The organism is Kribbella sp. NPDC050470 (assembly GCF_044458365.1).
GTDB lineage: Bacteria > Actinomycetota > Actinomycetes > Propionibacteriales > Kribbellaceae > Kribbella.
The window spans coordinates 65,952-90,803 of record NZ_JBITHV010000017.1; the positions used below are offsets into that span (position 1 = coordinate 65,952).

General features: G+C 68.6%; 28 protein-coding genes. 15 read left to right on the forward strand and 13 right to left on the reverse strand.

What is annotated here, in order from left to right:
* Positions 1–26: 26 nt before the first annotated feature.
* From pyrH to ACIBGM_RS40895, 4 genes are all read left to right on the forward strand, one after another.
* Positions 27–788: a UMP kinase gene (pyrH, locus tag ACIBGM_RS40880; protein ID WP_360526336.1), complete on the forward strand. Its 762-nt coding sequence runs from the start codon at positions 27–29 to the stop codon at positions 786–788.
* A gap of 183 nt (positions 789–971) precedes the next feature.
* Positions 972–1,526 (forward strand): ribosome recycling factor, encoded by a 555-nt coding sequence (gene frr, locus ACIBGM_RS40885; RefSeq protein WP_360526410.1) that lies wholly within the window; start codon positions 972–974, stop codon positions 1,524–1,526.
* The gene (locus tag ACIBGM_RS40890) at positions 1,526–2,374 is read left to right on the forward strand and encodes a phosphatidate cytidylyltransferase (RefSeq protein ID WP_360526333.1); all 849 of its coding nucleotides are present in this window, start codon (positions 1,526–1,528) and stop codon (positions 2,372–2,374) included. Before frr ends, ACIBGM_RS40890 begins: the two co-directional genes overlap by 1 nt.
* Positions 2,371–2,961, forward strand: a complete 591-nt coding sequence (locus ACIBGM_RS40895; protein WP_360526330.1) for a GNAT family protein — start codon at positions 2,371–2,373, stop codon at positions 2,959–2,961. The genes ACIBGM_RS40890 and ACIBGM_RS40895 overlap by 4 nt, the downstream gene beginning before the upstream one ends.
* Here ACIBGM_RS40895 and ACIBGM_RS40900 read toward each other — a convergent pair.
* Both ACIBGM_RS40900 and ACIBGM_RS40905 read right to left on the reverse strand, forming a co-directional pair.
* Complete coding sequence (locus tag ACIBGM_RS40900) at positions 2,954–3,955, reverse strand: MsnO8 family LLM class oxidoreductase (RefSeq protein ID WP_360526327.1); 1,002 nt, start codon at positions 3,953–3,955, stop codon at positions 2,954–2,956. The two genes, ACIBGM_RS40895 and ACIBGM_RS40900, sit on opposite strands and share 8 nt — an antisense overlap.
* A 28-nt stretch (positions 3,956–3,983) precedes the next feature.
* Positions 3,984–4,553: a TetR/AcrR family transcriptional regulator gene (locus tag ACIBGM_RS40905; RefSeq protein WP_396388604.1), complete on the reverse strand. Its 570-nt coding sequence runs from the start codon at positions 4,551–4,553 to the stop codon at positions 3,984–3,986.
* A 56-nt stretch (positions 4,554–4,609) separates the two neighbouring features.
* On the opposite strand from ACIBGM_RS40905, the gene ACIBGM_RS40910 reads away from it, so the two are divergent.
* The 3 genes from ACIBGM_RS40910 (at position 4,610) to rlmN (ending at position 7,255) form a co-directional block, all read left to right on the forward strand.
* A complete protein-coding gene (locus ACIBGM_RS40910; RefSeq protein WP_396388605.1) occupies positions 4,610–5,593 on the forward strand; it encodes a saccharopine dehydrogenase in 984 nt (327 codons plus the stop codon).
* 114 nt (positions 5,594–5,707) lie between these two features.
* Complete coding sequence (locus tag ACIBGM_RS40915; RefSeq protein ID WP_396388647.1) at positions 5,708–6,100, forward strand: C39 family peptidase; 393 nt, start codon at positions 5,708–5,710, stop codon at positions 6,098–6,100.
* Positions 6,101–6,133: 33 nt separating this feature from the next.
* Positions 6,134–7,255 (forward strand): 23S rRNA (adenine(2503)-C(2))-methyltransferase RlmN, encoded by a 1,122-nt coding sequence (gene rlmN, locus ACIBGM_RS40920; RefSeq protein WP_396388606.1) that lies wholly within the window; start codon positions 6,134–6,136, stop codon positions 7,253–7,255.
* Between the two features lie 27 nt (positions 7,256–7,282).
* On the opposite strand, the gene ACIBGM_RS40925 is transcribed toward rlmN, so the two are convergent.
* Positions 7,283–7,630: a YybH family protein gene (locus ACIBGM_RS40925; RefSeq protein WP_396388607.1), complete on the reverse strand. Its 348-nt coding sequence runs from the start codon at positions 7,628–7,630 to the stop codon at positions 7,283–7,285.
* The gene (locus ACIBGM_RS40930) at positions 7,630–8,334 is read right to left on the reverse strand and encodes an alpha/beta fold hydrolase (protein ID WP_396388608.1); all 705 of its coding nucleotides are present in this window, start codon (positions 8,332–8,334) and stop codon (positions 7,630–7,632) included. The genes ACIBGM_RS40925 and ACIBGM_RS40930 overlap by 1 nt, the downstream gene beginning before the upstream one ends.
* 40 nt (positions 8,335–8,374) lie before the next feature.
* On the opposite strand from ACIBGM_RS40930, the gene ACIBGM_RS40935 reads away from it, so the two are divergent.
* Positions 8,375–8,836, forward strand: a complete 462-nt coding sequence (locus ACIBGM_RS40935; protein WP_360526309.1) for a GNAT family N-acetyltransferase — start codon at positions 8,375–8,377, stop codon at positions 8,834–8,836.
* Here the strand turns inward: ACIBGM_RS40935 and ACIBGM_RS40940 are convergent.
* The gene (locus ACIBGM_RS40940) at positions 8,829–9,923 is read right to left on the reverse strand and encodes a Rossmann fold nucleotide-binding protein (RefSeq protein WP_360526306.1); all 1,095 of its coding nucleotides are present in this window, start codon (positions 9,921–9,923) and stop codon (positions 8,829–8,831) included. The genes ACIBGM_RS40935 and ACIBGM_RS40940 overlap by 8 nt on opposite strands.
* Before the next feature lie 67 nt (positions 9,924–9,990).
* On the opposite strand from ACIBGM_RS40940, the gene ACIBGM_RS40945 reads away from it, so the two are divergent.
* Positions 9,991–11,280 (forward strand): aspartate aminotransferase family protein, encoded by a 1,290-nt coding sequence (locus ACIBGM_RS40945; protein WP_396388609.1) that lies wholly within the window; start codon positions 9,991–9,993, stop codon positions 11,278–11,280.
* Between the two features lie 73 nt (positions 11,281–11,353).
* Here ACIBGM_RS40945 and ACIBGM_RS40950 read toward each other — a convergent pair whose 3' ends face one another.
* From ACIBGM_RS40950 to ACIBGM_RS40975, 6 genes are all read right to left on the reverse strand, one after another.
* A complete protein-coding gene (locus ACIBGM_RS40950) occupies positions 11,354–12,223 on the reverse strand; it encodes an amino acid ABC transporter permease (RefSeq protein ID WP_360526300.1) in 870 nt (289 codons plus the stop codon).
* A complete protein-coding gene (locus tag ACIBGM_RS40955; RefSeq protein ID WP_360526297.1) occupies positions 12,223–12,870 on the reverse strand; it encodes an amino acid ABC transporter permease in 648 nt (215 codons plus the stop codon). Before ACIBGM_RS40955 ends, ACIBGM_RS40950 begins: the two co-directional genes overlap by 1 nt.
* A 94-nt stretch (positions 12,871–12,964) precedes the next feature.
* Positions 12,965–13,894, reverse strand: a complete 930-nt coding sequence (locus ACIBGM_RS40960; RefSeq protein ID WP_396388610.1) for a glutamate ABC transporter substrate-binding protein — start codon at positions 13,892–13,894, stop codon at positions 12,965–12,967.
* A 47-nt stretch (positions 13,895–13,941) separates the two neighbouring features.
* Complete coding sequence (locus ACIBGM_RS40965) at positions 13,942–14,670, reverse strand: amino acid ABC transporter ATP-binding protein (protein ID WP_360526404.1); 729 nt, start codon at positions 14,668–14,670, stop codon at positions 13,942–13,944.
* 169 nt (positions 14,671–14,839) lie between these two features.
* Complete coding sequence (locus ACIBGM_RS40970) at positions 14,840–15,577, reverse strand: amidohydrolase family protein (RefSeq protein WP_396388611.1); 738 nt, start codon at positions 15,575–15,577, stop codon at positions 14,840–14,842.
* Between the two features lie 66 nt (positions 15,578–15,643).
* A complete protein-coding gene (locus ACIBGM_RS40975; protein WP_396388612.1) occupies positions 15,644–16,345 on the reverse strand; it encodes a twin-arginine translocation signal domain-containing protein in 702 nt (233 codons plus the stop codon).
* Between the two features lie 101 nt (positions 16,346–16,446).
* Here ACIBGM_RS40975 and miaB point away from each other — a divergent pair, with 101 nt between their 5' ends.
* Together miaB and ACIBGM_RS40985 are read left to right on the forward strand one after the other, a co-directional pair.
* Positions 16,447–17,919 carry a tRNA (N6-isopentenyl adenosine(37)-C2)-methylthiotransferase MiaB gene (miaB, locus tag ACIBGM_RS40980; protein ID WP_396388613.1) on the forward strand — a complete coding sequence of 491 codons (1,473 nt, stop codon included), beginning with the start codon at positions 16,447–16,449 and terminating at the stop codon, positions 17,917–17,919.
* A gap of 53 nt (positions 17,920–17,972) precedes the next feature.
* Positions 17,973–18,644, forward strand: coding sequence for a phosphotransferase (locus tag ACIBGM_RS40985; protein ID WP_396388614.1), 672 nt, complete (start codon positions 17,973–17,975; stop codon positions 18,642–18,644).
* On the opposite strand, the gene ACIBGM_RS40990 is transcribed toward ACIBGM_RS40985, so the two are convergent.
* Positions 18,641–20,476 carry a LamG-like jellyroll fold domain-containing protein gene (locus ACIBGM_RS40990; RefSeq protein WP_396388615.1) on the reverse strand — a complete coding sequence of 612 codons (1,836 nt, stop codon included), beginning with the start codon at positions 20,474–20,476 and terminating at the stop codon, positions 18,641–18,643. The genes ACIBGM_RS40985 and ACIBGM_RS40990 overlap by 4 nt on opposite strands.
* A 230-nt stretch (positions 20,477–20,706) precedes the next feature.
* The gene (locus ACIBGM_RS40995; RefSeq protein ID WP_360526279.1) at positions 20,707–21,156 is read right to left on the reverse strand and encodes an NUDIX domain-containing protein; all 450 of its coding nucleotides are present in this window, start codon (positions 21,154–21,156) and stop codon (positions 20,707–20,709) included.
* 368 nt (positions 21,157–21,524) lie between these two features.
* On the opposite strand from ACIBGM_RS40995, the gene ACIBGM_RS41000 reads away from it, so the two are divergent.
* The 4 genes from ACIBGM_RS41000 to ACIBGM_RS41015 all read left to right on the forward strand — a co-directional run bounded on the left by ACIBGM_RS41000 (position 21,525) and on the right by ACIBGM_RS41015 (position 24,840).
* Positions 21,525–22,316, forward strand: a complete 792-nt coding sequence (locus ACIBGM_RS41000) for an alpha/beta fold hydrolase (RefSeq protein WP_396388648.1) — start codon at positions 21,525–21,527, stop codon at positions 22,314–22,316.
* A 214-nt stretch (positions 22,317–22,530) separates the two neighbouring features.
* Positions 22,531–23,547 (forward strand): ScyD/ScyE family protein, encoded by a 1,017-nt coding sequence (locus tag ACIBGM_RS41005; RefSeq protein ID WP_396388616.1) that lies wholly within the window; start codon positions 22,531–22,533, stop codon positions 23,545–23,547.
* 6 nt (positions 23,548–23,553) lie between these two features.
* Positions 23,554–24,057, forward strand: a complete 504-nt coding sequence (locus tag ACIBGM_RS41010; RefSeq protein WP_396388617.1) for a hypothetical protein — start codon at positions 23,554–23,556, stop codon at positions 24,055–24,057.
* Positions 24,058–24,156: 99 nt separating this feature from the next.
* Complete coding sequence (locus ACIBGM_RS41015) at positions 24,157–24,840, forward strand: DUF899 domain-containing protein (RefSeq protein ID WP_396388618.1); 684 nt, start codon at positions 24,157–24,159, stop codon at positions 24,838–24,840.
* The last annotated feature ends 12 nt before the right edge of the window (positions 24,841–24,852 follow it).

Consider the following 24,852-nt stretch of genomic DNA (forward strand, 5'->3'; position numbering starts at 1 on the left):
AAGCAACGATCGAGGAGGCCGGAATCGTGACGGAAGCCCTGGGTACCGAGACGAGACCGGCCTCTTCGCCGTTCGATCCGGCCTACCACCGGGTGCTGCTCAAGCTGTCGGGTGAGGTGTTCGGCGGCGGCAAGCTCGGCGTCGACCCCGACGTGGTGAACTCGATCGCCAAGCAGGTCGCCGAGGTGGCCCGGGCCGGCGTCCAGGTCGCCGTGGTGGTCGGCGGCGGCAACTTCTTCCGCGGCGCCGAGCTCCAGCAGCGCGGTATGGAGCGGAACCGGGCCGACTACATGGGCATGCTCGGCACGGTGATGAACTGCCTGGCCCTGCAGGACTTCCTGGAGAAGCTCGGGATCGAGACCCGGGTGCAGACCGCGATCACGATGGGCCAGGTCGCCGAGCCGTACATCCCGCGCAAGGCCGAGCGGCATCTGGAGAAGGGCCGCGTGGTGATCTTCGGCGCCGGCTCCGGCATGCCGTACTTCTCCACCGACACGGTCGCCGCGCAGCGTGCGCTGGAGATCGGCGCCGAGGCGCTGCTGATGGGCAAGCAGGGGGTGGACGGGGTCTACGACTCCGACCCGAAGAAGAACCCGGACGCGGTCAAGTTCGACCAGCTCTCGTACGACGACTTCCTGGCCCGCGGGCTGCGGGTGGCCGACGCCACCGCGATCAGCCTGGCCCGGGACAACGCGCTGCCGATCGTCATCTTCGGCCTCGAGGAGGGCAACATCGCCCGGGTCGTCCGGGGCGAGAAGATCGGCACCGTCGTCTCGCTCGGCCAGTAGCAGCCGCGCGTACGGCGTACGCCGTCGAGCCGGGCCGGGATCGGCCTGGCGGGGGACAAGCACTAGGATCGGTCGACACACGGGCATGACGTCCGTTGTCTGGTAAACCTGCGTTCGTAGGGTTGCTGTTGCTGGTTAAGGAGGCCGCGCCGAGGCGGCCCTGAGGAAGCGAGGAATGTCGTGATCGACGAAGCTCTCCGCGAAGCCGAGCAGAAGATGGCGAAGGCCGTGGAGGTCGCGAAGGACGACTTCGCCGCGATCCGCACCGGCCGGGCGCACCCGCAGATGTTCGCCAGCCTCCTGGCCGACTACTACGGCACGCCGACGCCGCTGCAGCAGTTGGCCGGCTTCCAGGTGCCGGAGCCGCGCACCGTGCTCATCTCGCCGTACGACAAGGGCGCGATGAACGCGATCGAGAAGGCCATCCGCGACTCCGACCTGGGCGTGAACCCGGGCAACGACGGCGCGGTGATCCGGGTCGTGATGCCGCAGCTCACCGAGGAGCGGCGCAAGGAGTACATCAAGGTCGCCAAGTCCAAGGCCGAAGAGGCCCGGGTCTCGGTCCGCAACATCCGCCGGCACGCCAAGGACTCGATGGAGAAGTCCATCAAGGACGGCGAGACCGGCGAGGACGAGGGCAAGAGTGCTGAGAAGCGGCTCGACGGGTTGACGAAGAAGTACGTCGACTCGATCGACGAGCTGCTCAAGCACAAGGAAGCCGAACTGCTCGAGGTGTGATGGGCGTCGAGAGCACGCCCGCGCCGAGTCCGAGCCCGAGCCGCGCCGGGCGGAACCTGCCCGCGGCGATCGGGGTCGGGGTCGGCCTGGGCGCGCTGATCCTCGGATCGCTGTTCTGGCAGAAGGTCCTGTTCACCTTCCTGGTGCTGGCCACCGTGCTGGTGGCCGTCGACGAGATGATCAAGGCCCTGCGCACCGGCGGGGCGGTCATCCCGCGGATCCCGCTGTTCGCGGGCACCTCGGCGATGCTGCTGGCGGCGTACTTCGGTGGGCCGATGGCGCTCCTGGTCGCGCTGGCGATCACGGTGCTGGCCACGATCTTCTGGCGGATGCCGGGGGGCTCGGTCGGGTTCGTTCGCGACGCGAGTGCCGGCGTGTTCCTGATCGGCTACGTGCCGTTGCTGGCCGGGTTCGCGATCCTGCTGGTCCAGCCGGAGGCGGACGGGCCGATGCGGGTGCTGACCTTCTTCCTGGTCGTGGTCGCCAGTGACGTCGGCGGATACGCGGCCGGCGTGCTGTTCGGCAAGCACCCGATGGCGCCGACCATCAGCCCCAAGAAATCCTGGGAGGGCTTCGCCGGCTCGACGCTCGCCTGCATCGGCGCCGGCATCGGGTCGGTCGTCTGGCTGCTCGACGGCGACTGGTGGGCCGGCGCGATCGTCGGCGCGGTGGCGGTCTGTACGGCGACCGTCGGCGATCTCGGTGAGTCGATGATCAAGCGGGACCTCGGCATCAAGGACATGTCCAACCTGCTGCCCGGTCACGGCGGCGTGATGGACCGGCTGGACTCCTTGCTGGCAACGGCTCCCGCGGTCTGGCTGCTCCTGCATCTGCTGGTGAAGGCATGACGATCGCACCGGACGGACGGCCGCTGGCCGGCAACGTCGTACGGCTGGACCGGCTCGTTGCCTCCGACATCGAGCCGTTGTACGACGCGATCGCGCACGAGCAGGTCTATGCGTCGGGCTTCGGCGGGGGGATCGCCGGCCTGCCTGCCGATGCGGCGGAGATGGCCGAGCAGTGGGTGGAGTCGTCGGCTCAGCGGGTGGCGTACGTCGTCCGGACGGTTGCCGACGACGGCACGGTCGTCGGTACGACGAGCCTCGGCGACGTCGACCTGGCCAACGAATCGGCGCACCTCGGCTGGACCGGGTACGCGCCGTCCGTGTGGGGGACCAAGGTCAACCCGGAGTGCAAGTTCCTGCTGCTCCAGCACGCCTTCGAGGACTGTGGTTTCGGCCGGGTGAAGATCCAGACCGGTACGGCGAACACCCGCTCGCAGGCCGCGATCGCAAAGCTCGGCGCGACCCGGGAGGGCGTGCTGCGCCGGCACAAGCGGCTCGCGGACGGGTCGTTCCGCGACACCGTGGTGTTCTCGATCCTGGCCGACGAGTGGCCGGAGGTCCGCAAGCGGCTCGAGGACCGGCTCAGCTGACGGTGCTGCGCGTCCCGGCCAGCTCGGCGAGAGCGGCGTACGTGCGCAGCAGGTCCGACCGGTCGTAGGTGCTTGTCGTCAGCAACACCTCGTCCGCGGCCGTGCGACGGACGAGCCCGCCCAGCGCGGAGTCGACCTGGTCCGGAGTGCCGTAGATCTGGCCGCGCAGCGACTGCTCGAAGAACCCGCGCTCCTTCTCGGTCATGGTCCGGTCCTGCACCGGCTCCAGCGGTGGAAACACCCCACGAGTGCGCGAGTAGGCGCTTGACCACGCCTCAGGCATCAGCAACTGCCGAGCCTCTGCCGTCGTCGCACCCACTGCAGCGGTCGTTGCCAGTACGACGTACGGCCGCGGAGCCCACGTGGACGGCTGAAAGTCGTTGCGGTAGCGATCCAGCAGCCGCAGCACGTCCGACTCCACCCGGCCGCCCGCGATGACCAGCGGCAGGCCGAGCGACGCTGCGATGAGTGCGCCCTCTCCCACCGCGAGGATGAAGGGCGGAACGCGCAGACCCTCGCCAGGGCGGGCATGCACCTGGTCCTGGTGCGTGCCCTCGAAGTAGCCGAGCAGTTCCTGGACCTGGGCGGCGAAGTCCTCTGCCGCGTCCTTCTCGACGCCGAGTGCGCGGCGGATGCCGTTCGTGAAGCCGACCGAGCGCCCCAGGCCCATGTCGATGCGGCCAGGGAACAGCGCCTCCAGCACGCCGAACTGCTCAGCCACGACGAGCGGGCGATGGTTCGGCAGCATCACGCCGCCGGTGCCGACGCGGATCCGGCTGGTGGCGGCAGCGACCGCAGCCGCGAGCACAGTCGGCGCTGAGCCGACCACACCGGGCACGCTGTGGTGCTCGGACACCCAGAACCGCTTGTACCCAAGCTCTTCCACCTGCTGAGCCAGCGCGACGGTCTGCCGAAGTGTCTCGGCCTCCGACTCACCGGTCCGCGTCCGGGATCGATCCAGCACCGACAACGGAACACCTGTCAGCGCGGCCATACCTGGTCCAACCGCTAGGCCCGCCTGCTCATTCCAGCTTCCCCACGATCAGATCCGTCAGCGCGGCGACCGCATCGGCGGCGGTTGCGCGCTGCAGCGTCAGCTCGGCGGCGATCGCCTCAGCCGCACCCAGCACGCCAATGCAGCGCAGCCGGAGTGCTTCCGCACTGAGGCTGGAGTACGGCGCGAGCGCGTCGGCCATCACCTTCGTGTAGCCGTCGAGCAGTTCGTGCTGCATCGCCTCGGCTTCCGGATTCCCCTTCAGCGCCGCGGAGACGACGGAGAACTCCGGCATGTCGGTGGCACAGGCGAAGTAGGCGGTGCTCATCACCCGAGCGATCGCCGGTGCGTTGGGTTCGGCGGCATCCAGCGCCTCGGTCAGCGCCGTACGGTGCCGTTCGTCGAGTCGTCGGTAGACCTCGAGCAGGAGGTCGGCGCGCGTGCCGAAGTGGTCGTAGACGATCGGCCGGCTCACGCCTGCGGCCTCGGCAAGCGTGACCAGGGTCAGACCGTCGGTGCCGCGTGCCCGCACCAGCCCGGCGGCGGCGTCGAGCAACTGGTCCCGCCTGGCCTGCTTCGACAACCGCACTTGCGTCATGCTCCGAGTCTAAGCTACAAAATGTAGGCTACAAAATGTAGGTAAGACTGGAGGGCATGGTGAAATCAGTTCTGATCCTGGGTGGTTCGGGTCAAGCCGGCTCCGGGGCGGCGGCGCTGCTGCGACGCTGGTACCCGGACCTGCCGCTGACGATCGCGGGTCGCGATCTCGACCGCGCGCAGCGGGTCGCTGACGAGCTCGGCGCCGCGACCGCTGTGACTGTCGACCTGCAAAGGCCCGACTTCGGTCTGCAGACCGATCACTCGGCGGTCATCGCGGCGCTTTGGGACAGTCAGCTGCACGGCTTGCGGTATGCGCAGGAGCGCGGTCTGCCGTACCTCAGCATCTCCAGCGGCCTGATCGAGATCGCTCCGGAAGTCGTGGCGACTGCTCAGCGCCCGAGTGCTGCCCCGGTCCTGGTGGCGAGTCACTTCTGTGCCGGCGTCCTGATCCCCGCGGTGATGGAGTTGGTCCGGGACTTCGGTCCCGTCGACACTGTCCGGATCGGTGCCGTGCTGGACGAGTCCGACATCGGTGGGCCTGCGGGATTGGCCGACCTCGAGCGCTGGTCGGTCGCTGCTCCGGCGGGATTGGTGCGGCGTGACGGGATCTTCGAGTGGGTCAGGGATCAGCAGGTCGGCGTGTCCACGCTCGACGGAACTGTGGTGCCGGGGGAGCGCATCGGCATTCTCGACGTACCGAGTCTTGCGTTGGCCACGGGTGCGGCGAACGTCAGCTTCGACTTCGCGGTCGGTAAGTCCGCGGGTCGGCGCCGGGGTGCAGGTCCGTCGCTCGAGGTCCGGATCGACCTCGAGCGAGCGGGGGAGTCGACCGGCAAGACGCAGTACCTCGTCCACCCCGAGGGGCAGCGTCCGCTGACCGCGCTCGGCATCGCCCTTGGCGTGGAGCGACTGCTCGGCCTCCGTGGGGAGCCGGTCGCGCCGGGGATCCACACTCCGGAGGGCATCCTCGAGCCGGCGTACGTGGTCGAGCGCCTGATCGAGGTCGGTGCTGCCTTCGTCGATGGCCCTTCGACGTGAGTCGAAAGGGTTGGTGAATTTCTCACCGAACTCCTCCGGCGGTCGGAAACTGAGTAATGAGCTGACCACGCCCGGTCATCTCTCCCGTGATGCGGAGGAGCGCCATGAGCACGAATCTCAAGGCCGCGCTGTGCGTACCAGCAGACCGGGTACTGGTGCGGACCGGCGGCGACCCGGATCGCGCTGTCGGCGCGGATCTCGCCGCCGAGTCAGCAGCAGCTGGCCAACGAGCTGCCCACCGACGAGAACGACACCGACTGGATCGGCCAGGTGACCCGGGTGCTCAACAACCACCTCGGCACCGGCTGGTACGAGACCAAGGAGATGCCGAACGACTCGCCCACCCAGGCGCAGCGCGATCTGCTCTGGCGTGACGTCGTACTCGACATCGACAACAACTACCCGATCGTCGCCAACATCGTTGCCCCGGCCAACAACCACCCGCCGGGCTACCCGAACTACACGACCCGCTGTGATCCTGGGCACGCTGGGGATGTGAATTTGTGAATGCCGCCGGGCGCGGGCGACAATGGGGCGGTTATGACTACCTCCCTTCCGCTTGTTTTCGATGAGCCGCGTCGTGCCAAGAAGCCGCCGCGGCACCTGGCCGACCTGTCCGGGGAGGAGCGGCGTACGGCGGTCGCCGCGCTGGGTGAGCCCGCGTTCCGGGCCAAGCAGTTGTCGAACCACTACTTCTCCCGGCTGGTGTCCGACCCGGCCGAGATGACCGATCTGCCGGCCGCGACCCGGGACAAGCTGGTGGCGGAGCTGATGCCGCCGCTGCTCACCCGGGTCCGCGACCTGGAGTGCGACCGGGGGCAGACCCGCAAGACGCTGTGGAAGCTGCTCGACGGTTCGCTGGTCGAGTCGGTCCTGATGCGGTATACGGACCGCACGACCATGTGTGTGTCCTCGCAGGCCGGCTGCGGGATGGCCTGCCCGTTCTGCGCGACCGGTCAGGCGGGGCTGACCCGCAACATGACCACGGCGGAGATCGTCGAGCAGGTCGTCGACGGCGCCCGGGCGCTGGCTCGCGGCGAGATCGCGGGCGGGCCCGGCCGGGTCAGCAACATCGTGTTCATGGGCATGGGCGAGCCGATGGCGAACTACAAGGCCGTGATCGGCGCCGTCCGGCGGTTCACCGACCCGTCGCCGGAGGGACTCGGGATCTCGGCCCGCGGGGTCACGGTGTCGACCGTCGGCCTGGTGCCGCGGATCAACCAGCTCGCCACCGAGGGCATCCCGGTCACGCTCGCGCTGTCACTGCACGCGCCGGACGACGAGCTGCGCGACGAGTTGGTGCCGATCAACAACCGCTGGAAGGTCGACGAGGTGCTGGACGCGGCCTGGGGGTACGCGCAGCAGACCAAGCGCCGGGTGTCGATCGAGTACGCGATGATCCGCGACATCAACGACCACGCGTGGCGCGCGGACCTGCTGGCCGAGAAGCTGGCGGCGCGCGGCGACTGGGGCTGGGTGCACGTCAACCTGATCCCGCTCAACCCGACGCCCGGCTCGAAGTGGACCGCGTCCGACCCGGCCGACGAGCGCGAGTTCGTCCGCCGGCTCCAGGCCGGCGGCATCCCGACCACCGTTCGCGACACTCGCGGTCAGGAGATCGACGGCGCCTGCGGCCAACTCGCCGCAGCCGACAGGGCCTGACGATCCCGGACTGGCCGGTCGGCCGGCTCAGTGGGCGCTGAGGACGTTCGGGCGGTCGAGAATCCAGCGCCAGCTGCCGTCTGGCTGACGGCGGGCTACCTCGGCGGTCGCGGTTTCCGGGCTCAGCACTGTGGACGTCAGCGCCAGGTCGCCGAGCATCATTGCTTCAGACCGCTCACCGAGGGCGACCGGTTGGTTCAGCTGTAGCTGGGCGAAGTACGCGCGGATCGCCGCCGCACCCTTGGCCAGGGACCCTTCGGGCAGCGCCAGTACGGCGTCCTCCTCGTACAGCGCGACGATGCCGTCGACGTCCCGCGCGTTCAGCCGGTTGACCAGGAGCCGGGCCAGGTCGTTGGGATGATGGGCCTTCTCCATCAGGCCAGCCCGGTGAGGATCTTCGCGAGGGCGGCGGGCTGGGAGAACATCGGCCAGTGGCCGGTCGGCAGCTCGACCAGCTCCCACTCGGGGGACTTGAGTTGCTCCGCGACATCGCGGGAGGGCTCGGCGCCGTCCATCAGGCACTTGATGTAGGTGGTCGGCAGCTCGCCGATCGGGCGGATCAGGTGGGCCGGCTCGGAGATGGCTCGCCCCGGGTGCGGCGTACTGCGGCTGACGATCAGGGCAATCGCCTCGTCGGACAGGTCCTGGTCGGCGTAGTCCTCGGCGGCCAGCGGCGGCCAGAACCCGCCTGACTCGGCCAACTGCCCCTCGACCCACGCGCGCCCCTCCTGGGACCAGCCGTCGACGAACGACTTCCCGTCGGTCGGGATGTTCGAGTCGACGTACACGACCCGCCGCAGCCGGTCCCCGATCCGCGCCGCCGCCTGCCCGACCGGAATCCCGGAGTAGCTGTGCCCCGCCAGCACGACGTCGCGCAGCTCGTTGCCCTCAACCACCGACACGATGTCCTCGACGTGCTGCGCCTGCCCGACCTGGGCCGAATCCGCCTCATGCCGCTCCGCGAGCCCGGCCAACGTCACCGGATACACGGAGTGTCCGTCCGCCCGCAGCCCTTCCGCCACCTCGTCCCAGGCCCAAGCCCCCAACCAGGCGCCCGGCACCAACACAAAATTCACCATGCCGCGCACCGTAGACGACCCCACCGACATAACTTGAACCATGCGCACAGAAGTACGACGGTACGCGGACACGGACCGCGAGGCGGTGCTGGCACTCGCCCCGCGGCTCGCTGAGGGAGTCGCCGAGTGGCGCGCACCCGACAAGGTGCGACAGGCCGTCACCCGCTGGGTGGAGGACGCTGTCGCGCGGGCGGGTGCGCCGGGCCGCTTCATCTACGTGGCCGAGGCCCGCGGGCAGGTGGCCGGGTTCGTGGCGGGGGAGGAGCGGACGCACTGGACCGGGCAGGCCGACGTGTACCTGGGGGAACTCGTCGTCGACGTCGCATTCGAGCGGAAGGGCGTCGGCCGGGCGCTGGTCGAGGCTGTGGTCGAGCATGCCGCCCGGGCCGGGGTTGACCGGATCACGCTGGAGACCGGGGCCGCCAACACGCAGGCGCGTCGGTTCTACGCCAGCCTCGGTTTCGCGGAGGAGGACGTTCGGCTCACCAGAGTCCTCAGCTGACCAGGGCGGCGGCCTCTTCGATGGTGTCGACCAGGTGGATGGTGGCGGACATCGGGCGGTTGGTGGCCAGGGACTGGAGCAAGGGCCAGACGGGGAGCCTGGTGGTCCAGTGGGCGATGCCCACGAGGATCAGGGGGATCTGGGTGGCGGGGTCGCCGTAGTAGTTGGGGGTGACGGCCTGGAAGATCTCCTGGACGGTGCCTGCGGCGCCAGGGAGGTACAAGATGCCGCCACGGGCACGGCTCAGCAGGACGTCCTCGCGCTGGGCGTTGGAGAAGTACTTCGCGATCGACGACGCGAACACGTTCGGCGGCTCGTGCCCGTAGAACCACGTCGGGATGGACACCCCACCGTTGCCCGGGAACTCACGCCGTACGTCGAGACCCGCGGCAGCCCACGCCGCCACCGACGGGCGGAACGACGGTACGGCGGCCAGCCGCGGCAGCGCCGTGTCGACGGCGGCATCGTCGTACCCGGCCAGGGAGGCACCGAGGTTGGCTGCCTCCATCGCACCCGGACCGCCGCCGGTGACGACTGTCTGGCCGGCCCTGGCGAGCGTGCGACCGAGCAGGACGGCCGAGCGGTACGCCGTACTGCCGCGAGCGATCCCGTGTCCGCCCATGACGCCGATCCAGGGCCGGTCGTCGGGCAGCTCGGTCAGGGCGTCGGCTATGGCGTGGTCGTGCAGCGCTGCCGCGAGTGTGCGGCCGGTGTCGCCCTTCTCGTCGTGCTGTCGGGACCAGGCGTAGATCCTGGCGTCCGGAGTGGCGTCGTACCCGTTCTCCAGGCCGGCGTAGAGCTCCTCGGCGTCGTACAGCGTGCCGCGGTAGGCGTCGAACGGCAGCGACGGGATGGCGGGGAAGACCAGGCCGCCGCCGTCGCGGATCCAGGCCTCGGCCTTCTCCTCCAGCGCGCAGCCGAGGAACAGCGAGCCACGCGGATCCAGCTCGAGGAGCTCCGCCGTACGCCCGGACAGGTCGACGGACTGCACCCGCCAGCCCTCCATCGTCAGGGCCCCGGCGGCCACGATCCGGTCGAAGTGCGCCAGCGACTCGATGTCGACGTGCGGGATGCTCGGCAATGTCACGCAGAGCACCTTAGTGCCGATAGACCGCCACTATGAGCAAGCGGCGCGATGAGGTAATGCTTAGGGCATGACACATGCGGAGCTCTGGGAGCGTCACAAGGCCGTCATGCCGGACTGGCTCGCGTTGTACTACGAGGAGCCGATCGAGATCGTGCAGGGGTCCGGCCGCCGGGTCACCGACGGCGAGGGCAACAGCTACCTCGACTTCTTCGCCGGCATCCTGACCAACGCGATCGGGTACGACATCGCCGAGATCTCCGACGCCGTGCGCGAGCAGCTGTCCAGCGGGATCGCGCACACCTCGACCGTGTACCTGATCCGCAAGCAGATCGAGCTGGCCGAGCAGATCGCCGAGCTGTCCGGGATCCCGGACGCCAAGGTGTTCTTCGCCAACTCCGGCACCGAGGCGAACGAGACGGCGCTGCTGCTCGCCACCCAGAACCGCCGCTCCAACCAGGTGCTGGCGATGCGGAACTCCTACCACGGCCGCGCGTTCGGCACGGTCGCGATCACCGGCAACCGGGGCTGGTCCGCGAGCAGCCTGTCGCCGGTGAACGTGCAGTACGTGCAGGGCGCGTACCGGTACCGCAGCCCGTTCCGCGACCTGCCCGACGCCGAGTACATCAAGGTGTGCGTCGACGACCTGCGCAACGTCATCGAGACCACCACGTCTGGTGACGTCGCCTGCCTGATCGCCGAGCCGATCCAGGGCGTCGGCGGGTTCTCGTCCCCGCCGGACGGGCTGTACCGCGCCTTCAAGGAGGTGCTGGACGAGTTCGGCATCCTGTTCATCTCCGACGAGGTGCAGACCGGGTGGGGCCGGACCGGCGAGCACTTCTGGGGGATCCAGGCGCACGACGTGGTGCCGGACGCGATGACGTTCGCGAAGGGCTTGGGCAACGGGTTCGCGATCGGCGGAGTGGTGGCGCGGCCGGACCTGATGGACAGCCTGAAGGCGAACTCGCTGTCCACCTTCGGCGGCAACCCGATCTCGACCAGCGCGGCGAAGGCGACCATCGACTACCTGCTCGACAGGGACCTGCAGGCGAACGCGGCCAAGCGCGGCGCCCAGCTGGCCGACGGGCTGCGCGGGATCTCCGAGGAGTTCCCCGAGCTCGGCGACGTCCGCGGCAAAGGCCTGATGCTGGCCGCCGAGATCGTCAAGCCCGACGACCGCAGCCCCGACGCGGCCGCGACCGCCAAGCTCCAGCAGGAGACCAAGAACCGCGGCCTGCTCGTCGGCAAGGGCGGTCTCTACGGCAACGTGCTGCGGATGGCCCCACCGATGACGCTGACCGAAGCCGAGACCACCGAGGCCCTGGAAATCATCCGCGACTCCTTCAACACCTTGCACTGAAACTGGAAAGCACATTCGACTGCCGCACTGAACAGCGAAGCGCCCCCGGTACGTGTACCGGGGGCGCTTTGGGTTAGAGCGGGGCTTCCGCCGAGGTGGCGGCTTCCGCTGCGGAGGGCGGGGGAGTGCCGCGGACCTTGCGTTGGCGGCGGGAGCGGGCCTCGAGCCACCTGGCCAGCAGCGACAGCAGGGAGCACAGGCCGATGTAGATGATCGCGATGACGATGTACGTCGGGATGTACGGGAAGCCGTACTGGAGCCGGCCACCCATCTGCTTGCCCACGTAGAGCAGCTCGGCGTAGGTGATGATGAAGCCGAGGGCGGTGTCCTTCAGCAGCACGACGAGCTGGCTGACGATTGCCGGCAGCATCGACGTGATGGCCTGCGGTAACAGGATCAGCCGGACCACCTGGTTCTTCCGCAGCCCGGTCGCGTACGCGGCCTCACGCTGACCCTTCGGGACGGCGGCGATACCGGCCCGGAAGATCTCTGCCAGCACCGAGCCGTTGTACAGCGTCAACCCGAAGACGACCGCCCAGAACGGGCCCAGGCCGAGATCGAACTGCAGGTTGCCGTAGTAGAAGAAGAACATCAGGATCAGCAGCGGGATGGCGCGGAACAGCTCGACGACCAACGTCGCCGGTGCCCGGAACCACCAGTGATCGCTGATCCGGGCCGCTGCGAACACGGCGCCGAACAGGAGTGCGAGCACGGTGGCCAGACCGGCCGCCTTGAGTGTGTTGAGCAGACCGTTCAGCAGTTCCTGCTGGATCGACTCATAGGTGAACTGGATCCAGCGGCGTTCGGCGAACTGCCCGCTCTCGTTCAGCCGGTAGACCACCCAGCCGACGACGCCCAGCAGCGCGACGATGACCACCGCGTTCAGGATCCGGTTGCGCGCTTTCGCCCGCGGGCCGGGTACGTCGTACAGGACCGCACTCATCAGGCCACCGCCATCCGTCGCTCGGCCCACCGCTGCAGGAAGACCAGGGGAATGATCAGGATCAGGAACCCGACGGTGATCCAGGTCAGCGTGGCGATCTGGTTCTCACCGCGTTCGGCCATCACCGCCGGGATCGCACCGGCCTCCGCGACGGAGAAACCGGCCGCGATCGTGGTGTTCTTCAGCAACGCGATCATCACGCTCATCAGCGGCGGCACGATCGCCCGGAAGGCCTGCGGCAGGACGACGATGCCCAGCACCTGCATGAACGTCATCCCGACCGAGCGTGCGGCTTCGGCCTGGCCGGCCGGGATCGTGTTGATACCGGAGCGGACGACCTCGCAGACGAACGCCGACGTGTAGACCGTCAGCGCGACCACCGCGGACCAGAAGAACGTCGGCAGCGAGATCTGCATCTTCGGGGCACCGAAGACCAGGAACGCGAACACCAGAGTCAGCGGAGTGTTCCGCAGGACGTTCACGTAGCCGGTGCCGACGCCGCGCAGGGCCGGCACCGGAGAGACCCGGAACCCGGCCAGGATGGTGCCGAACACCAGGCTCAGGACCCCGGCGATCAGGAACAGCCTGAGGGTGGTCCAGAACCCTTCGACGAACAGTTCCCAGTTGTCTGTGAGGACCGAGAGCATCGCGACCTTCCAGAAATGAGTGGCGCGCAATCCCCAGAATCAGCGGAGCGCGGACCGGCCGCGACGCCCTGGCGGACGCCGCGGCCGGAGTGGATCAGTACTTCTCGAGCGGCGGCGGCGTCGAGTCCGAACCCGACTTGCCGAGCGTCTCGTCGTAGATCGCCTTCCAGGTGCCGTCGGACGCGGAGGTCTCCAGGATGGAGTTCACCTTGTCCCGCAGCGCCTTGTCGGCCAGCGGCAGGCCGATGCCGTACTTCTCGGTGCTGAACGGCTTGCCGACCACCCGCAGCTCGTCGGGTGCGGTCGCCGCGTAGCCCTTGAGGATCGCGTCGTCGGTGGTGACGGTGTCGACCTTGCTGTCCAGCAGTTGCGAGACGCACTCGGAGTAGGTCTTGAACTCGGAGATGTTGCTCGCCTCGGTGAGCTGCTCGTCCTTGACCCGCTGGATCGGGGTCGAGCCGGTCGCCGAGCAGACCTTCTTGCCCTTCAGGGCGGTCTTGCCGGCGTCCATCGAGGTGTCGTCCTTGCGGACCAGCAGGTCCTGGCCGGCGATGAAGTACGGTCCGGCGAAGCTGACCTGGGTCTTGCGCTTGTCGGTGATCGAGTAGGTGCCGACGTAGTAGTCGATCTCACCACCGGCGATCGCGGTCTCCCGGTTCGCCGACGGGATCTCCTTGTACTCGATCTTGTCCGGGTCGAAGCCCAGGTTGGCGGCCACCATCCGAGCGACCTCGATGTCGAAGCCGCAGCGCTTGCCGTCGGCGTCCTTGTACCCGAGGTTCGGCTGGTCGGCCTTCACGCCGACGATCGGGGTGCCGCGGCTCTTGATCTTGGTGAAGGTTGCGCTGCCGGCGACGTCGACGCCGGAGGCCGTGGTGAACTTGTGCAGTTCGCCGCACGCGTCGGACGCGGCGGCGTCGCCGGTGCCACCGCCACCGGCCGCGGGCTCGTCCTCCCCGCAGGCGCCGACGGTCAGCGCGAGCGCCGCGACGCCGAGGGTGGCGACGAGGTTGCGCATTCTCATGATCTGGTTCCCCTTCGTGTGGTTGCTGGTACGGCAGCGGGCGGACGTCAGTGCTTCAGGATCTTGCCGAGGAAGTCCTGGGCGCGCCGCGAGGTGGGGTTGGTGAAGAACTGATCCGGGGTGGCTTCCTCGACGATCTCGCCGTCGGCCATGAACACCACGCGGTTCGCCGCGGTCCGGGCGAACCCCATCTCGTGCGTGACCACGACCATCGTCATGCCCTGCTTGGCCAGGTCGATCATGACGTCGAGGACCTCCTTGATCATCTCCGGGTCGAGCGCCGAGGTGGGCTCGTCGAAGAGGATGACCTTCGGGTCCATCGCCAGCGCCCGCGCGATCGCGACGCGCTGTTGCTGGCCGCCGGACAGCTGAGCCGGGTACTTCGACGCCTGGTTGGCCACCCCCACCCGCTCCAGCAGCTCCATCGCCCGTGTGTCGGCCGTCTTCGGGTCCATCTTGCGGACCTTGCACGGGCCGAGCGTGACGTTCTGCAGGATCGTCTTGTGCGCGAACAGGTTGAACGACTGGAACACCATGCCGACATCGGCGCGCAGCCTGGCCAGGGCTCTGCCCTCGCTCGGCAGCGGCTGTCCGTCCAGCGTGATGGTGCCCTCGTCGATCGGTTCCAGCCGGTTGATCGCGCGGCAGAGCGTCGACTTGCCGGACCCGGACGGGCCGATCACCACGATGACCTCGCCCTTGGCGATGGACAGGTTGATGTCCTTCAGGACGTGCAGCTCACCGAAATGCTTGTTGACGCCGGTCAGGGCGACCAGATCGGCCGCTCCGTCGGTGGCTGGCGTCAAGGTTCCGGAATCGCTCATGGCCAGAACCTAGCGGAGCCGGGGGTGTCGTCGCAGCGCTGGTCGGTTCCACGGTGGTAACGATCTGCAATATTGCCGAGCACCCTGTGACCATCCGATCACAGGGTGCTCGAAGTCTGTGTCAGCAGCAACCGCCCGCGGGGATCGTCGCCGCCGTGGGCGGCTCTTTCAGAGCCGCCTCGACGTCGGCCAGCAGCCGCTGCCGCGCAGTGGGTGAGATCACCCGGCCGCGCGTGATCACGGTGTGGATCCGGCGGGTGTTGCGGATGTCCTGCAGCGGATCCGCGTCCAGTACGACGAGATCGGCGACCTTGCGTGGTTCGACCGACCCCAGGTCGTCGCGCAGGCCGAGGAACCGGGCCGGCTCGACGGTGGCGGCGTACAGGGCCTGGCGGGTGGTCGCGCCGGCGCCGACGAGGAGTTCGAGCTCGTCGTGCAGGGCGAAGCCCGGGACCGAGTACGGCGTTCCGGTGTCGGTGCCGGCCAGGATCGGGACGTCGTAGGCAAACAGCTCGCGGACGAATCGTTGCCGCCACGCCCACATCTCGTGCTGCCGGGCGATCTCCTCGGCCGGGCGGTTGGCCTTGTAGAGGGTCTCGAGCGCGTAGTCGTAGGTGAAGACGGCGTCCGCGCTCAGGTACTTCGCCAGCGCCGGATCGAGCGTCGCGTAGTCGGGCTTGTCGAGCACGCTGTGCATGGTGAGCGTCGGCGTGACCCGGGTGCGGTTGCGGCGCAGCGTGCCGAACACGTCGGCGGCGCGGGCCCGGCTGAACGTGTTCGCCGCGAACCACTCGATCGGGTGCAGTTGGCGGAACCAGGAGTTGTAGTCGCCGGGCTTCACCGTGATGTCGGCGAGCACCCGTCGTACCTCGACCTCCCAGGTGGAGACGGCGAGGCCGAGTGAGTGGATGTGCTCGATGCTGCGCTAGCCGGCGTTGCTGACCTGCTTCGAGGTCAGCTGGTCGGGCCCGTGGCCGTGCACGGTCAGGCCGGTCTTGCGCGCTTCGTCGAGGATGGCGGCGTACGACGCGGGGCTCAGCCGCGAGTACACCTTGACGAAGTCGGCGCCTTCGGCCTTCACCCGTCGTACGGCGGCCCGCGCGGACGGCTCGTCGTCGACCACGATGACCTGGATCAGGTTCGGGTCCCACAGCGTCGGGTCGCCGTCGATGATGTTGCTCGCGACCACCATTCGCGGGCCGAGCAGGGTGCCGGACTCGATGCGGTCGCGCCAGTCGTACAGGGCCGGGTTGGTGCCGGCCATCTCGCGGACCGTGGTGACGCCGTTGGCCAGGTAGAGCGGGGGAGAGACGCGCTCGTCGCCGATGCTGTGAACGTGCATGTCGGCCAGGCCGGGGATCACGAACTTGCCGGTGAAGTCGAGCTCGACGGCGCCGCGCGGGACCGGGAGGTGGCGGCCGACGCCGATGATCCGGTCGCCGCCGATCAGGACGGTCTGGTTGCGGTCCCGGCGGCCGGTCGCGACGTCGATGACGGTCACGTTGGTGAGGGCCGTGACGTGCTTCGGACCTGCCACCGCCTGGCTGGTCGTGAAGGTCGTGCCGCCGGCGATCACGGCGGCGCCGGCGGCGGTGCGGGCGAGGAACTGACGGCGAGAACTGTTCATGCCCTTCACTATTCTGGCCGGGCAGTCGCGCGTCAGGGGTAGCAGGCAGCCGGTCCCAGGTAGGGATTTGTCTACCGCGGCACGTACTCTAGGTGGCTGTCATGCGTACTTACGAGGTCCGCACCTACGGGTGCCAGATGAACGTCCACGACTCCGAGCGGCTGCGCGGCCTGCTGGAGGACGCGGGCTATGTCCGCGCGCCCGAGGGTGACCAGGCCGACGTGGTCGTCTTCAACACCTGCGCGGTCCGGGAGAACGCCGACAACAAGCTGTACGGCAACCTCGGCCACCTGGCGCCGGTGAAGGCTCGCAAGCCCGACCTGCAGATCGCGGTCGGCGGCTGCCTGGCGCAGAAGGACAAGGCGTCGATCGTGCGCAAGGCGCCGTGGGTCGACGTGGTCTTCGGCACGCACAACATCGGGTCGCTGCCGGTGCTGCTGGAGCGGGCCAGGGTTGAGCAGGAGTCGCAGGTCGAGATCCTCGAGTCGCTCGAGGTGTTCCCGTCCACGCTGCCGACCCGGCGCGAGTCGCCGTACTCGGCCTGGGTGTCGGTCAGCGTCGGCTGCAACAACACCTGCACGTTCTGCATCGTCCCGGCGCTGCGCGGCCGCGAGAAGGACCGCCGCCCGGGCGACGTGCTGGCCGAGGTCGGGGCGCTGGTCGCCGAGGGCGTGCTCGAGGTGACGCTGCTGGGGCAGAACGTGAACTCGTACGGCGTCGAGTTCGGCGACCGCTACGCGTTCGGCAAGCTGCTGCGCGCCTGCGGCACGATCGACGGGCTGGAGCGGGTCCGGTTCACCTCTCCGCACCCGCGGGACTTCACCGCGGACGTGATCGAGGCGATGGCCGAGACGCCGAACGTGATGCCTTCGCTGCACATGCCGCTGCAGTCCGGCTCGGACCGGGTGCTGAAGGCGATGCGGCGCTCGTACCGGCGGGATCGGTACCTTCGCATCATCGAGGACGTGCGGGCGGCGATGCCGGATGCGGCGATCACCACCGACATCATCGTCGGGTTCCCGGGGGAGACCGAGGAGGACTTCCAGGGCACGCTCGACGTGGTCCGGCAGGCGCGGTTCTCGGGCGCGTTCACCTTCCAGTACTCGAAGCGTCCGGGGACGCCGGCCGAGTCGATGGAGGACCAGGTTCCGCGCGACGTCGTACAGGACAGGTACGAGCGGCTGGTCGCGTTGCAGGACGAGATGGCCTGGGAAGAGAACAAGAAGATCGTCGGGCGGTCGCTCGAGGTGCTCGTGGCCGAGGGGGAGGGGCGCAAGGACGCCGCCACCCACCGACTGAGCGGGCGGGCGCGCGACAACCGGCTGGTCCACTTCGCGCTGCCGGAAGGTGTCGCGCCGCCGCGACCGGGTGACGTGGCAACGGTCGAGGTCACGTACGGCGCGCCGCACCACTTGGTCGCCGACGTCTTCGGCTACGTACGCCGCACCCGCGCCGGCGACGCCTGGGAACGCACCCAGGACCAGCCTGCTTCAGCGCCCGGCGTGATGCTCGGAATGCCCACCATCGGCGCCAAGCCCCTCGAACCCGCCACCGGCGGCTGCCAAGTCGGGTGACCACCGAGCGCGGCCCAGCCGACACCCGCCCCCCGGCCGATCGGCCCGGTGCCGTGCCCTTTCCACTTCTTTCCCCTGATGCCGAGCCGTTTGCGGCGGGACGAGATGCCGACGTTTATGCGCTCGACGACTCCTGGGTGCTTCGGCGGTATCGCAACGGGCATCCGGTGCGGGATGAGGCCGACTTCATGCGCCACGTGGCGCAGTACGACTACCCGGTGCCCACCGTCCGCGAGGTCGACGGTCCTGACATGGTCGTGCAGCGCCTCGACGGACCAACTCTCGGCGACGCCGCGATCGCCGGCGACCTCACCGCAGTCCAGGTAGGCGAGATCCACGCCGACCTGCACCGCCGCCTGCAGGCGATCCCGGCGCCCAGCGGTACGCCGGGTCTGGTCGTCGTACACGGCGATCTGCACCCGCTCAACGTGATCGCGACTTCCGACGGCCCGGTCGTCATCGACTGGCGGAACGCCTTCGAAGGCCCCGCCGCGTTCGACGTCGCGATGACCGCGCTCATCTTCGCCCAGGTCGCGCTCGACCCGTCGTACGAAGCCCTGACCCCGCTCCTGCACGAAGCGCTCGGCGCCTACCTCGCCAACTCCATCGATCCGACCCCGGGTCTGCCGGACGCCCTCGCCGTACGCGGGCGCAACGTCACCCTCACCCCGGAGGAACTGGCGTTGCTGCCCGCGCAGGAAGAGCTGATCCGCTCCTACCTCTAGGTGTTCAGGAACTGCGACGGTTCGAGCGCGCGGGTGACGATCCTGAGCTCGCCGATGTGCCCGGCGAAGGCCTGCTCGATCACGTTGTCGTAGTGGTTCGCGGCGACCAGCCACGGCCGGCCCGCGGTCGCGAGCCCGTTCGACGGGGTCGCCGGATTGCGGAGCAGCGGCGACGAGTCGACGTACAGCGTCGAGTGCCGTCCGTCGTTGACGACCGCGAGGTGGAACCACCGGCCGGCGACCTGCTCGTGGCCCCAGTTGGTGAACGTGTCGTTGTTGTCGACCGGGTACACCGCCCACTGCAGCTGGCGCCCGCCGGAGAACGCGAGGTTGACGACCGGCTCCAACGGGTCGCTACCGGTCTTGCCCGCGTCCTTGCCGGTGCCCATCCGGCTCAGCAGTCCCTCCCAGGCGTGGTCGGCGCCGTCGTCGGCCAGCTTTACGAAGGCCTCGATCGTGTAGCCCTTGGTGAACGTCATCGCGTTGAGCGGCGCGTTGTCCGCCGTACGCAGATAGCCTCCGCGGGCCGGGCGCTTGCCGCCGGCAAACAACCAGCTGGCGTGACCGGGCTGGTCCGGGTGGAACTCGGTCGACGGGCGTGGCGCCTCGCCTGCGAGCTGGACCCTGGTCAGGTGGTTGCCCTGACCCGAGTGGTCGGTCACCTGGTCTGCGAGCGGCCCGTCGAACCTCCAGTACGCCGCTGTGCCCGGGATCACGAGCTGCTTCGCCGGCCGCGCCGGGCGCACCGGGACCGGAGCGAACCCGGCGAACCGCTGCTCGAAGTCGATCGGCACGCTGAACCGATTGGTGTCGTCGGTCAGCTCGATCTCGCCCTCGGCCAGCTCACTGCGCCGGGCCGGGTCCTGGCCGAGGATCCACGGCGCGACCGTCTCCACGTCGATCGTGTTCCGGGCCAGGTCGAAGTGGTAGAGCCGGATCATCGCGGACCCGCCGTAGTACCGGTCCTGGTAGTTGGTCAGGTGCAGGTGCACGTCGTTGCCGGCGGCATTCTTCCGGGTGGTGCGGCCGGGCGGCCAGAAGTGACCGTTCAGCGTGAGGAAGATCTGATCGTTGTCCTCGATCAGCTGGTCCCAGACCCGGCTGCCGTGGTCGGTGAAGTACGCGACCGGGTTGCCGTGGTCGGCGTTGACCAGCTCGTGCGTGGTCAGGATGACCGGCATCCGCGGGTGCGCCGCGATCACCCCGCGGGCCCAGGCGAAACTCGCGTCCGACGGCCGCCAGTCCATTGCCAGCAGCAACCACTGCCGCCCGGCCGCGCGGAACACGTGGTAGCTGTTGTACCCGTTCTGCGTGGAACCGCCGTACGTCGCCATCCGCCGGAACCGCTGCGGGCCGAAGGTCTTCAGGTACGCCGAGTCGCCGCGAGTGTCATCCTTCGACGCGTCGATGTCGTGGTTGCCGGCCAGCACGGAGTACGGCATCCGGGCCCGGTCGAGCACCTTGAACACCGGGTCGGCCTGCGCGAACTCGGATGCCTGCGCGTTCTCCACGACGTCCCCGAGATGCGCGGTGAACACGATGTTCTCCGCCCGCCGCTGCTCGATCAGATACTCGAAACTCGCTGTGAGCGGCGCCGAGTCCCCCCGATCCAGATCGAACAAGTACTGCGTGTCCGGCACCACAGCCACCGTGAACCGCGGGTCCTCGGTGTCACCGCCTTGGCCCGCCGCTCGCGCCGCTTGTCCTGCCGCTTGCCCTGCCTGGGGCGTTGCCCCGGCCTCCTCGGCTCCAAGCACGCCGGGCGCGATCACCACCCCTGCCCCGAGCACTCCTGCCTGCAGCACCCGCCGCCGACTGGTCCCGTCGTCCATCCTGCCTCCAAGTTCGCTGACTCAGCAGCGAACTCTAAAGCGGTTCAGCACGCCCCGGGGTGAACGCCAGACGAACGTTCCCACCCATCCGCCAGTCATCGGGTGGCCTCCCAGGAACCGGTGGCCTTCAACAGGCAATAACCCACGCCACCCCACCGGAACTTGTTCAAGCCCCCGCCGGCCGACTCAGAACCTGTCCACGCCCGCGGCAGTCGGTGCCGGCTGCTGAGTCAGAACCCCTGGACGACAATCGGCGGTACGCCCCCGCCGTACAAGCCGGCCAGCACCCGCGCCTCGTGCGGCACCACCGGATCCGGCAGCTTGTCCAACGCAAACCAATCGAGCCTGTCGGCCTTCCCCGGCTCCATCAGCCGTGGCTCACCGCTCCACTTCGACGCCGTGAAGAAGAAGTCCACCCGCTCATCGATCCACTCCCCGTTCCCCCCGGTCCGATGCATCGCAGTCACCGGCACCAGATCCGCCGGCTCGATCTCCACCCCCACCTCTTCCCGAGCCTCCCGAATCGCCGCCGCGAACACCGACTCGTCCTTCTCCACATGCCCCGCCGGCACCGCCCAGTACCCATCCATGTATCCGGTGTTGGCCCGCAGCAACATCAACACCTCATCCCCCCGCCGCAACACCACATAAGCCGCCGGCACCACCCGAAACCGATCCATCCCCCGACCCTAACCACCCCCACCGACACCCCGACACGCGCCCAACGGACACCACTCCGCGGCGCAGCCCCGTCGGCGCCTTCGGCGCAGCGCGAACTGCCGACGCGTCCGCAGGTGATGCGCGGATGTGCTGTGGACCCGGGCCGGGCGCGGGAGCGGTCACCGCTTCGCGGCGGCTGACTTGTCGGCGCCTTCGGCGCGGCGCGAAGTGTTGACGCGGCCGTGGGTGGTGCGCGGATGTGGTGTGGAGCCGCACTCTGCCGTCGCGTTGTCGGGGACAAGCACGTCGAGGAGATTGCGAAGGTGATCGCCCCGGCGGGCTGGACTGCGGGATGGGAGTGTGGGTGTTTGCGCTATTGTCCGCAGGCATGTTTGGGGTGCGAGGTCGGGCGGGGCATTTGGCGTGGTATCGGACCGATGAGGTGGGGGCCGAGGTCGCGTTTCTGCACGGGTTTTCTGATTCTGCGGAGTGTTGGGAGCCGTTGATCGGGGCGATGCCTGGGATTCGGGCGCTGGCGATTGATGCTCGGGGGCACGGCGAGTCCGGGCTTCCGGAGGAAACGATCCGGTATGACGCACACCGCGACGATGCCGCACTCGTGCTTTCGGAGCAGCCACGTGACGGCGGGGTGGTCGTGGTCGGCCACTCGATGGGGGCGATGGCGGCCGCCCACCTGGCCGCGTCTAGGCCGGACCTGGTCCGTGCGGTTGTGCTGGAGGACCCGCCACCTGGAGCGCCGGCTGGCGAACAGCAGGCCCGGCCGTGGTCCGAACCGCAGTGGCTCGCGGATCTTCGAGCACTTGATCTGCCGTCACGGATCGCGCGGGGCCGGTCCGCGGACCCCGATTGGTCCGATGACGAGTTCGAGCCCTGGGCAGTGTCGAAGGCGCAAGTCAACCCGCGTCTGTTCGATCTGCCGTTTCAGGAAGCTGGCCCGCTGACCGAGCTGCTGGCCGCGATTACGTGCCCGGTACTGCTGATCCATGGGGACACCGAACGCGGCTCGCTGATCACCACCGAGTACGCGGAGCGCTGTGCCCGCGCGGCGGCCGGCGAGTTCCGGGCGGTACACATCGCCGGTGCCGGCCATTCGGTGCGACGCGACAACCGCGCGCAGTACGTCGCCGTACTCACCGCGTTCCTCGACCGGCACCACTGAGCGTTCGAGCACCCTCGGAGTGAGGCGGCTCTAGAAAGCGATTGATTGTCACCACGACGCGCGTCGGACCCCGACATCCCTTGACCTGTTGGTGATGTGGGTGGAGGCTGGCGAAGGGGTTGACGATGGTTCCCGACAAGGGGCCGGGGGCTGTCAGATCGAGGCCACCGCTCAGCGGCGACCGTTGTTGTAGTGCTTGACCCGGGGGAATCGCATGTCTGCCACGCGTCGGATCGTTCTGCTCCTTGCTGCCTTCGTCCTGGTGACGGGGGTGATGACACCGACAGCGAGCGCGCACGAACGGCGGGGGCCGTCGGTGACCCAAATCGCCAGCTTCGGCAATGGCACGCCCGTCACCGGAAGCACGATCGGTCCCGACGGAGCGCTGTACGTCACCGACGGAAGTGCCGGCAGCGTACTGCGGATCGACCGCCGAACTGGTCGCGTCACCACCTACGCCACGGGGTTACCGCGCAAGGCCCTTCCTACTGACTTCGGCGGACCGGTGGACATCGCCTTCGTCGGCCGTACTGCCTATGTGCTGGTCACGTTGGTCAGCGGAAACATCGCCGGTACTCCGTTCGGCGACAGTGCCGACAAGAACGGCGTCTACCGGCTCCAGCGCAACGGCGTTCTCACTCTCGTGGCTGACATCGGGCAGTGGTCGGCGGACAATCCTCCCGTACCCGCGATCTTCATCGACACCGGCGTGCAGTACGCCATGGAGCCGTACCATGGCGGGTTCCTGGTGACTGACGGACACCACAACAGGGTTCTGCAGATTCATCGGAACGGCGCGATCACCGAGGTTGCGACGTTCGGAAACGTCGTACCGACCGGGCTCGAAGTGACCAAGAACCGGGTCTACATCACCCAGCTCGGGCCGAACCCGCACCTGCCGGAAACCGGCAAGGTCCTCAAGCTGCGCCGAGGAGCGGAACCAATCGAGATCGCCAGCGGAGCGCGCATGCTCGTCGACGTCGAGCGGGGGCCGGGCGGCAAGCTGTTCGCGCTGTCGCAGGGGCAGTGGAACGGCGTGGGCGAGGGTACGCCGGCCTTCCCCGACACCGGTCGACTGGTCGTGGTCAAACACAACGGCAGCCTGGCGCCGGTCGTTGACCGCCGCGGACGAGAGCTCGTGCTCGACCGCCCGACGACAATGGAGTTCGTCGGGCACACGGCGTACCTCGTCTCGGTCGTCGGCGGCGTCTACAAGATCGACAACCTCTGATCAGTCGTGGCGGCCATAGACGACCCCAAGGGGACCGGAGCGCAGGACTGGCTGCCGTTGGACGTGACGGGCGACGCCAGGTACTCGGAGGAGCGGGATCGCGTCAGCGCCATGCTGAAGCATCTGCAGGCGTACGACGGGGGCATGCTGTGGGATGCGTCGACGTCAACACTGACGATCCAGATGACGACGGAGGATGCTCTTCAGCAAGCACGACTCCTCCTGCTGGTCACGAGCCCGACGTGGTTGCGGGTGATGTTCGTACAGGTTCAGTACTCCGCCTTGGAGCTGACAGAACTCGCCAGCCGGCTCCTCGAGCACCAGACCGCCTGGGCCGGCGCCTCGGGCCTCGGCGGCGGTGCCGACCTCCGCGCGAACCGGGTGCAGTTCGTGCTCAACCGCAACCACGAACACGCCGACACGCTGATCCAAGCAGTCAACGCCTTAAACGATCCGCGAATCACCCTCGATGTCTACACGTCCACCAGAACCAAGCGCCGACCCCGCTGAATGAGAGGGCAACATCGCATCCCCGGCGTTTACGGGGCGTGCGGCAAGGTCACCGGGCACGGATCGAGCCGGAGCAGCTCAGGGCGAAGGAGTGATTCCGTGAAAACGCCACCTGTCGTGTCGGCCGAGGAGTGGAACGCGGCCCGTGAGAAGCTTCTGCGCAAGGAGAAGGAGCACACTCGCGCGAAGGACGCGCTGGCGGCCGAGCGTCGCCGGCTGCCGTGGGTACGGGTCGAGACGCAGTACATCTTCGAGGGGCCGGATGGAAAGGTGGGCCTGCCCGACCTGTTCGAGGGGCGCCGCCAGTTGATCGTCTACCGGCACTTCTTCGAGCCTGGCGTCGCCGACTGGCCCGCTGGCGGTTGCAGCGGCTGTGCGATGTTCACCGACAACCTCGGCCACCTCGCACACCTGAATGCCCGCGACGTCACGTTCGTGCTGGTCTCTGCCGCTCCGCAGTCCGACATCAAACGCTACCGCGACCGCATGGGCTGGGACGGTGTGCCCTGGTACACGACGCAGGACGACTTCTCGAAGGACTTCGGCGTCGACGAGTACTTCGGCCTCAACGTCTTCATCCGCGACGGTGACGAGGTCTACCGCACCTACTTCACCAACGCGCGCTCGGCGGAACAGATCGGCAACGTCTGGAGCCTGCTGGACATCACACCGCTCGGCCGCCAGGAGGAGTGGGAGGACTCACCGGAGGGCTATCCGCAGGAACCGCCGTACCAGTGGTGGCGCCGCCACGACGAGTACGGCACCGCCGAGGACGCCGGCTGACGAGCCAACTAC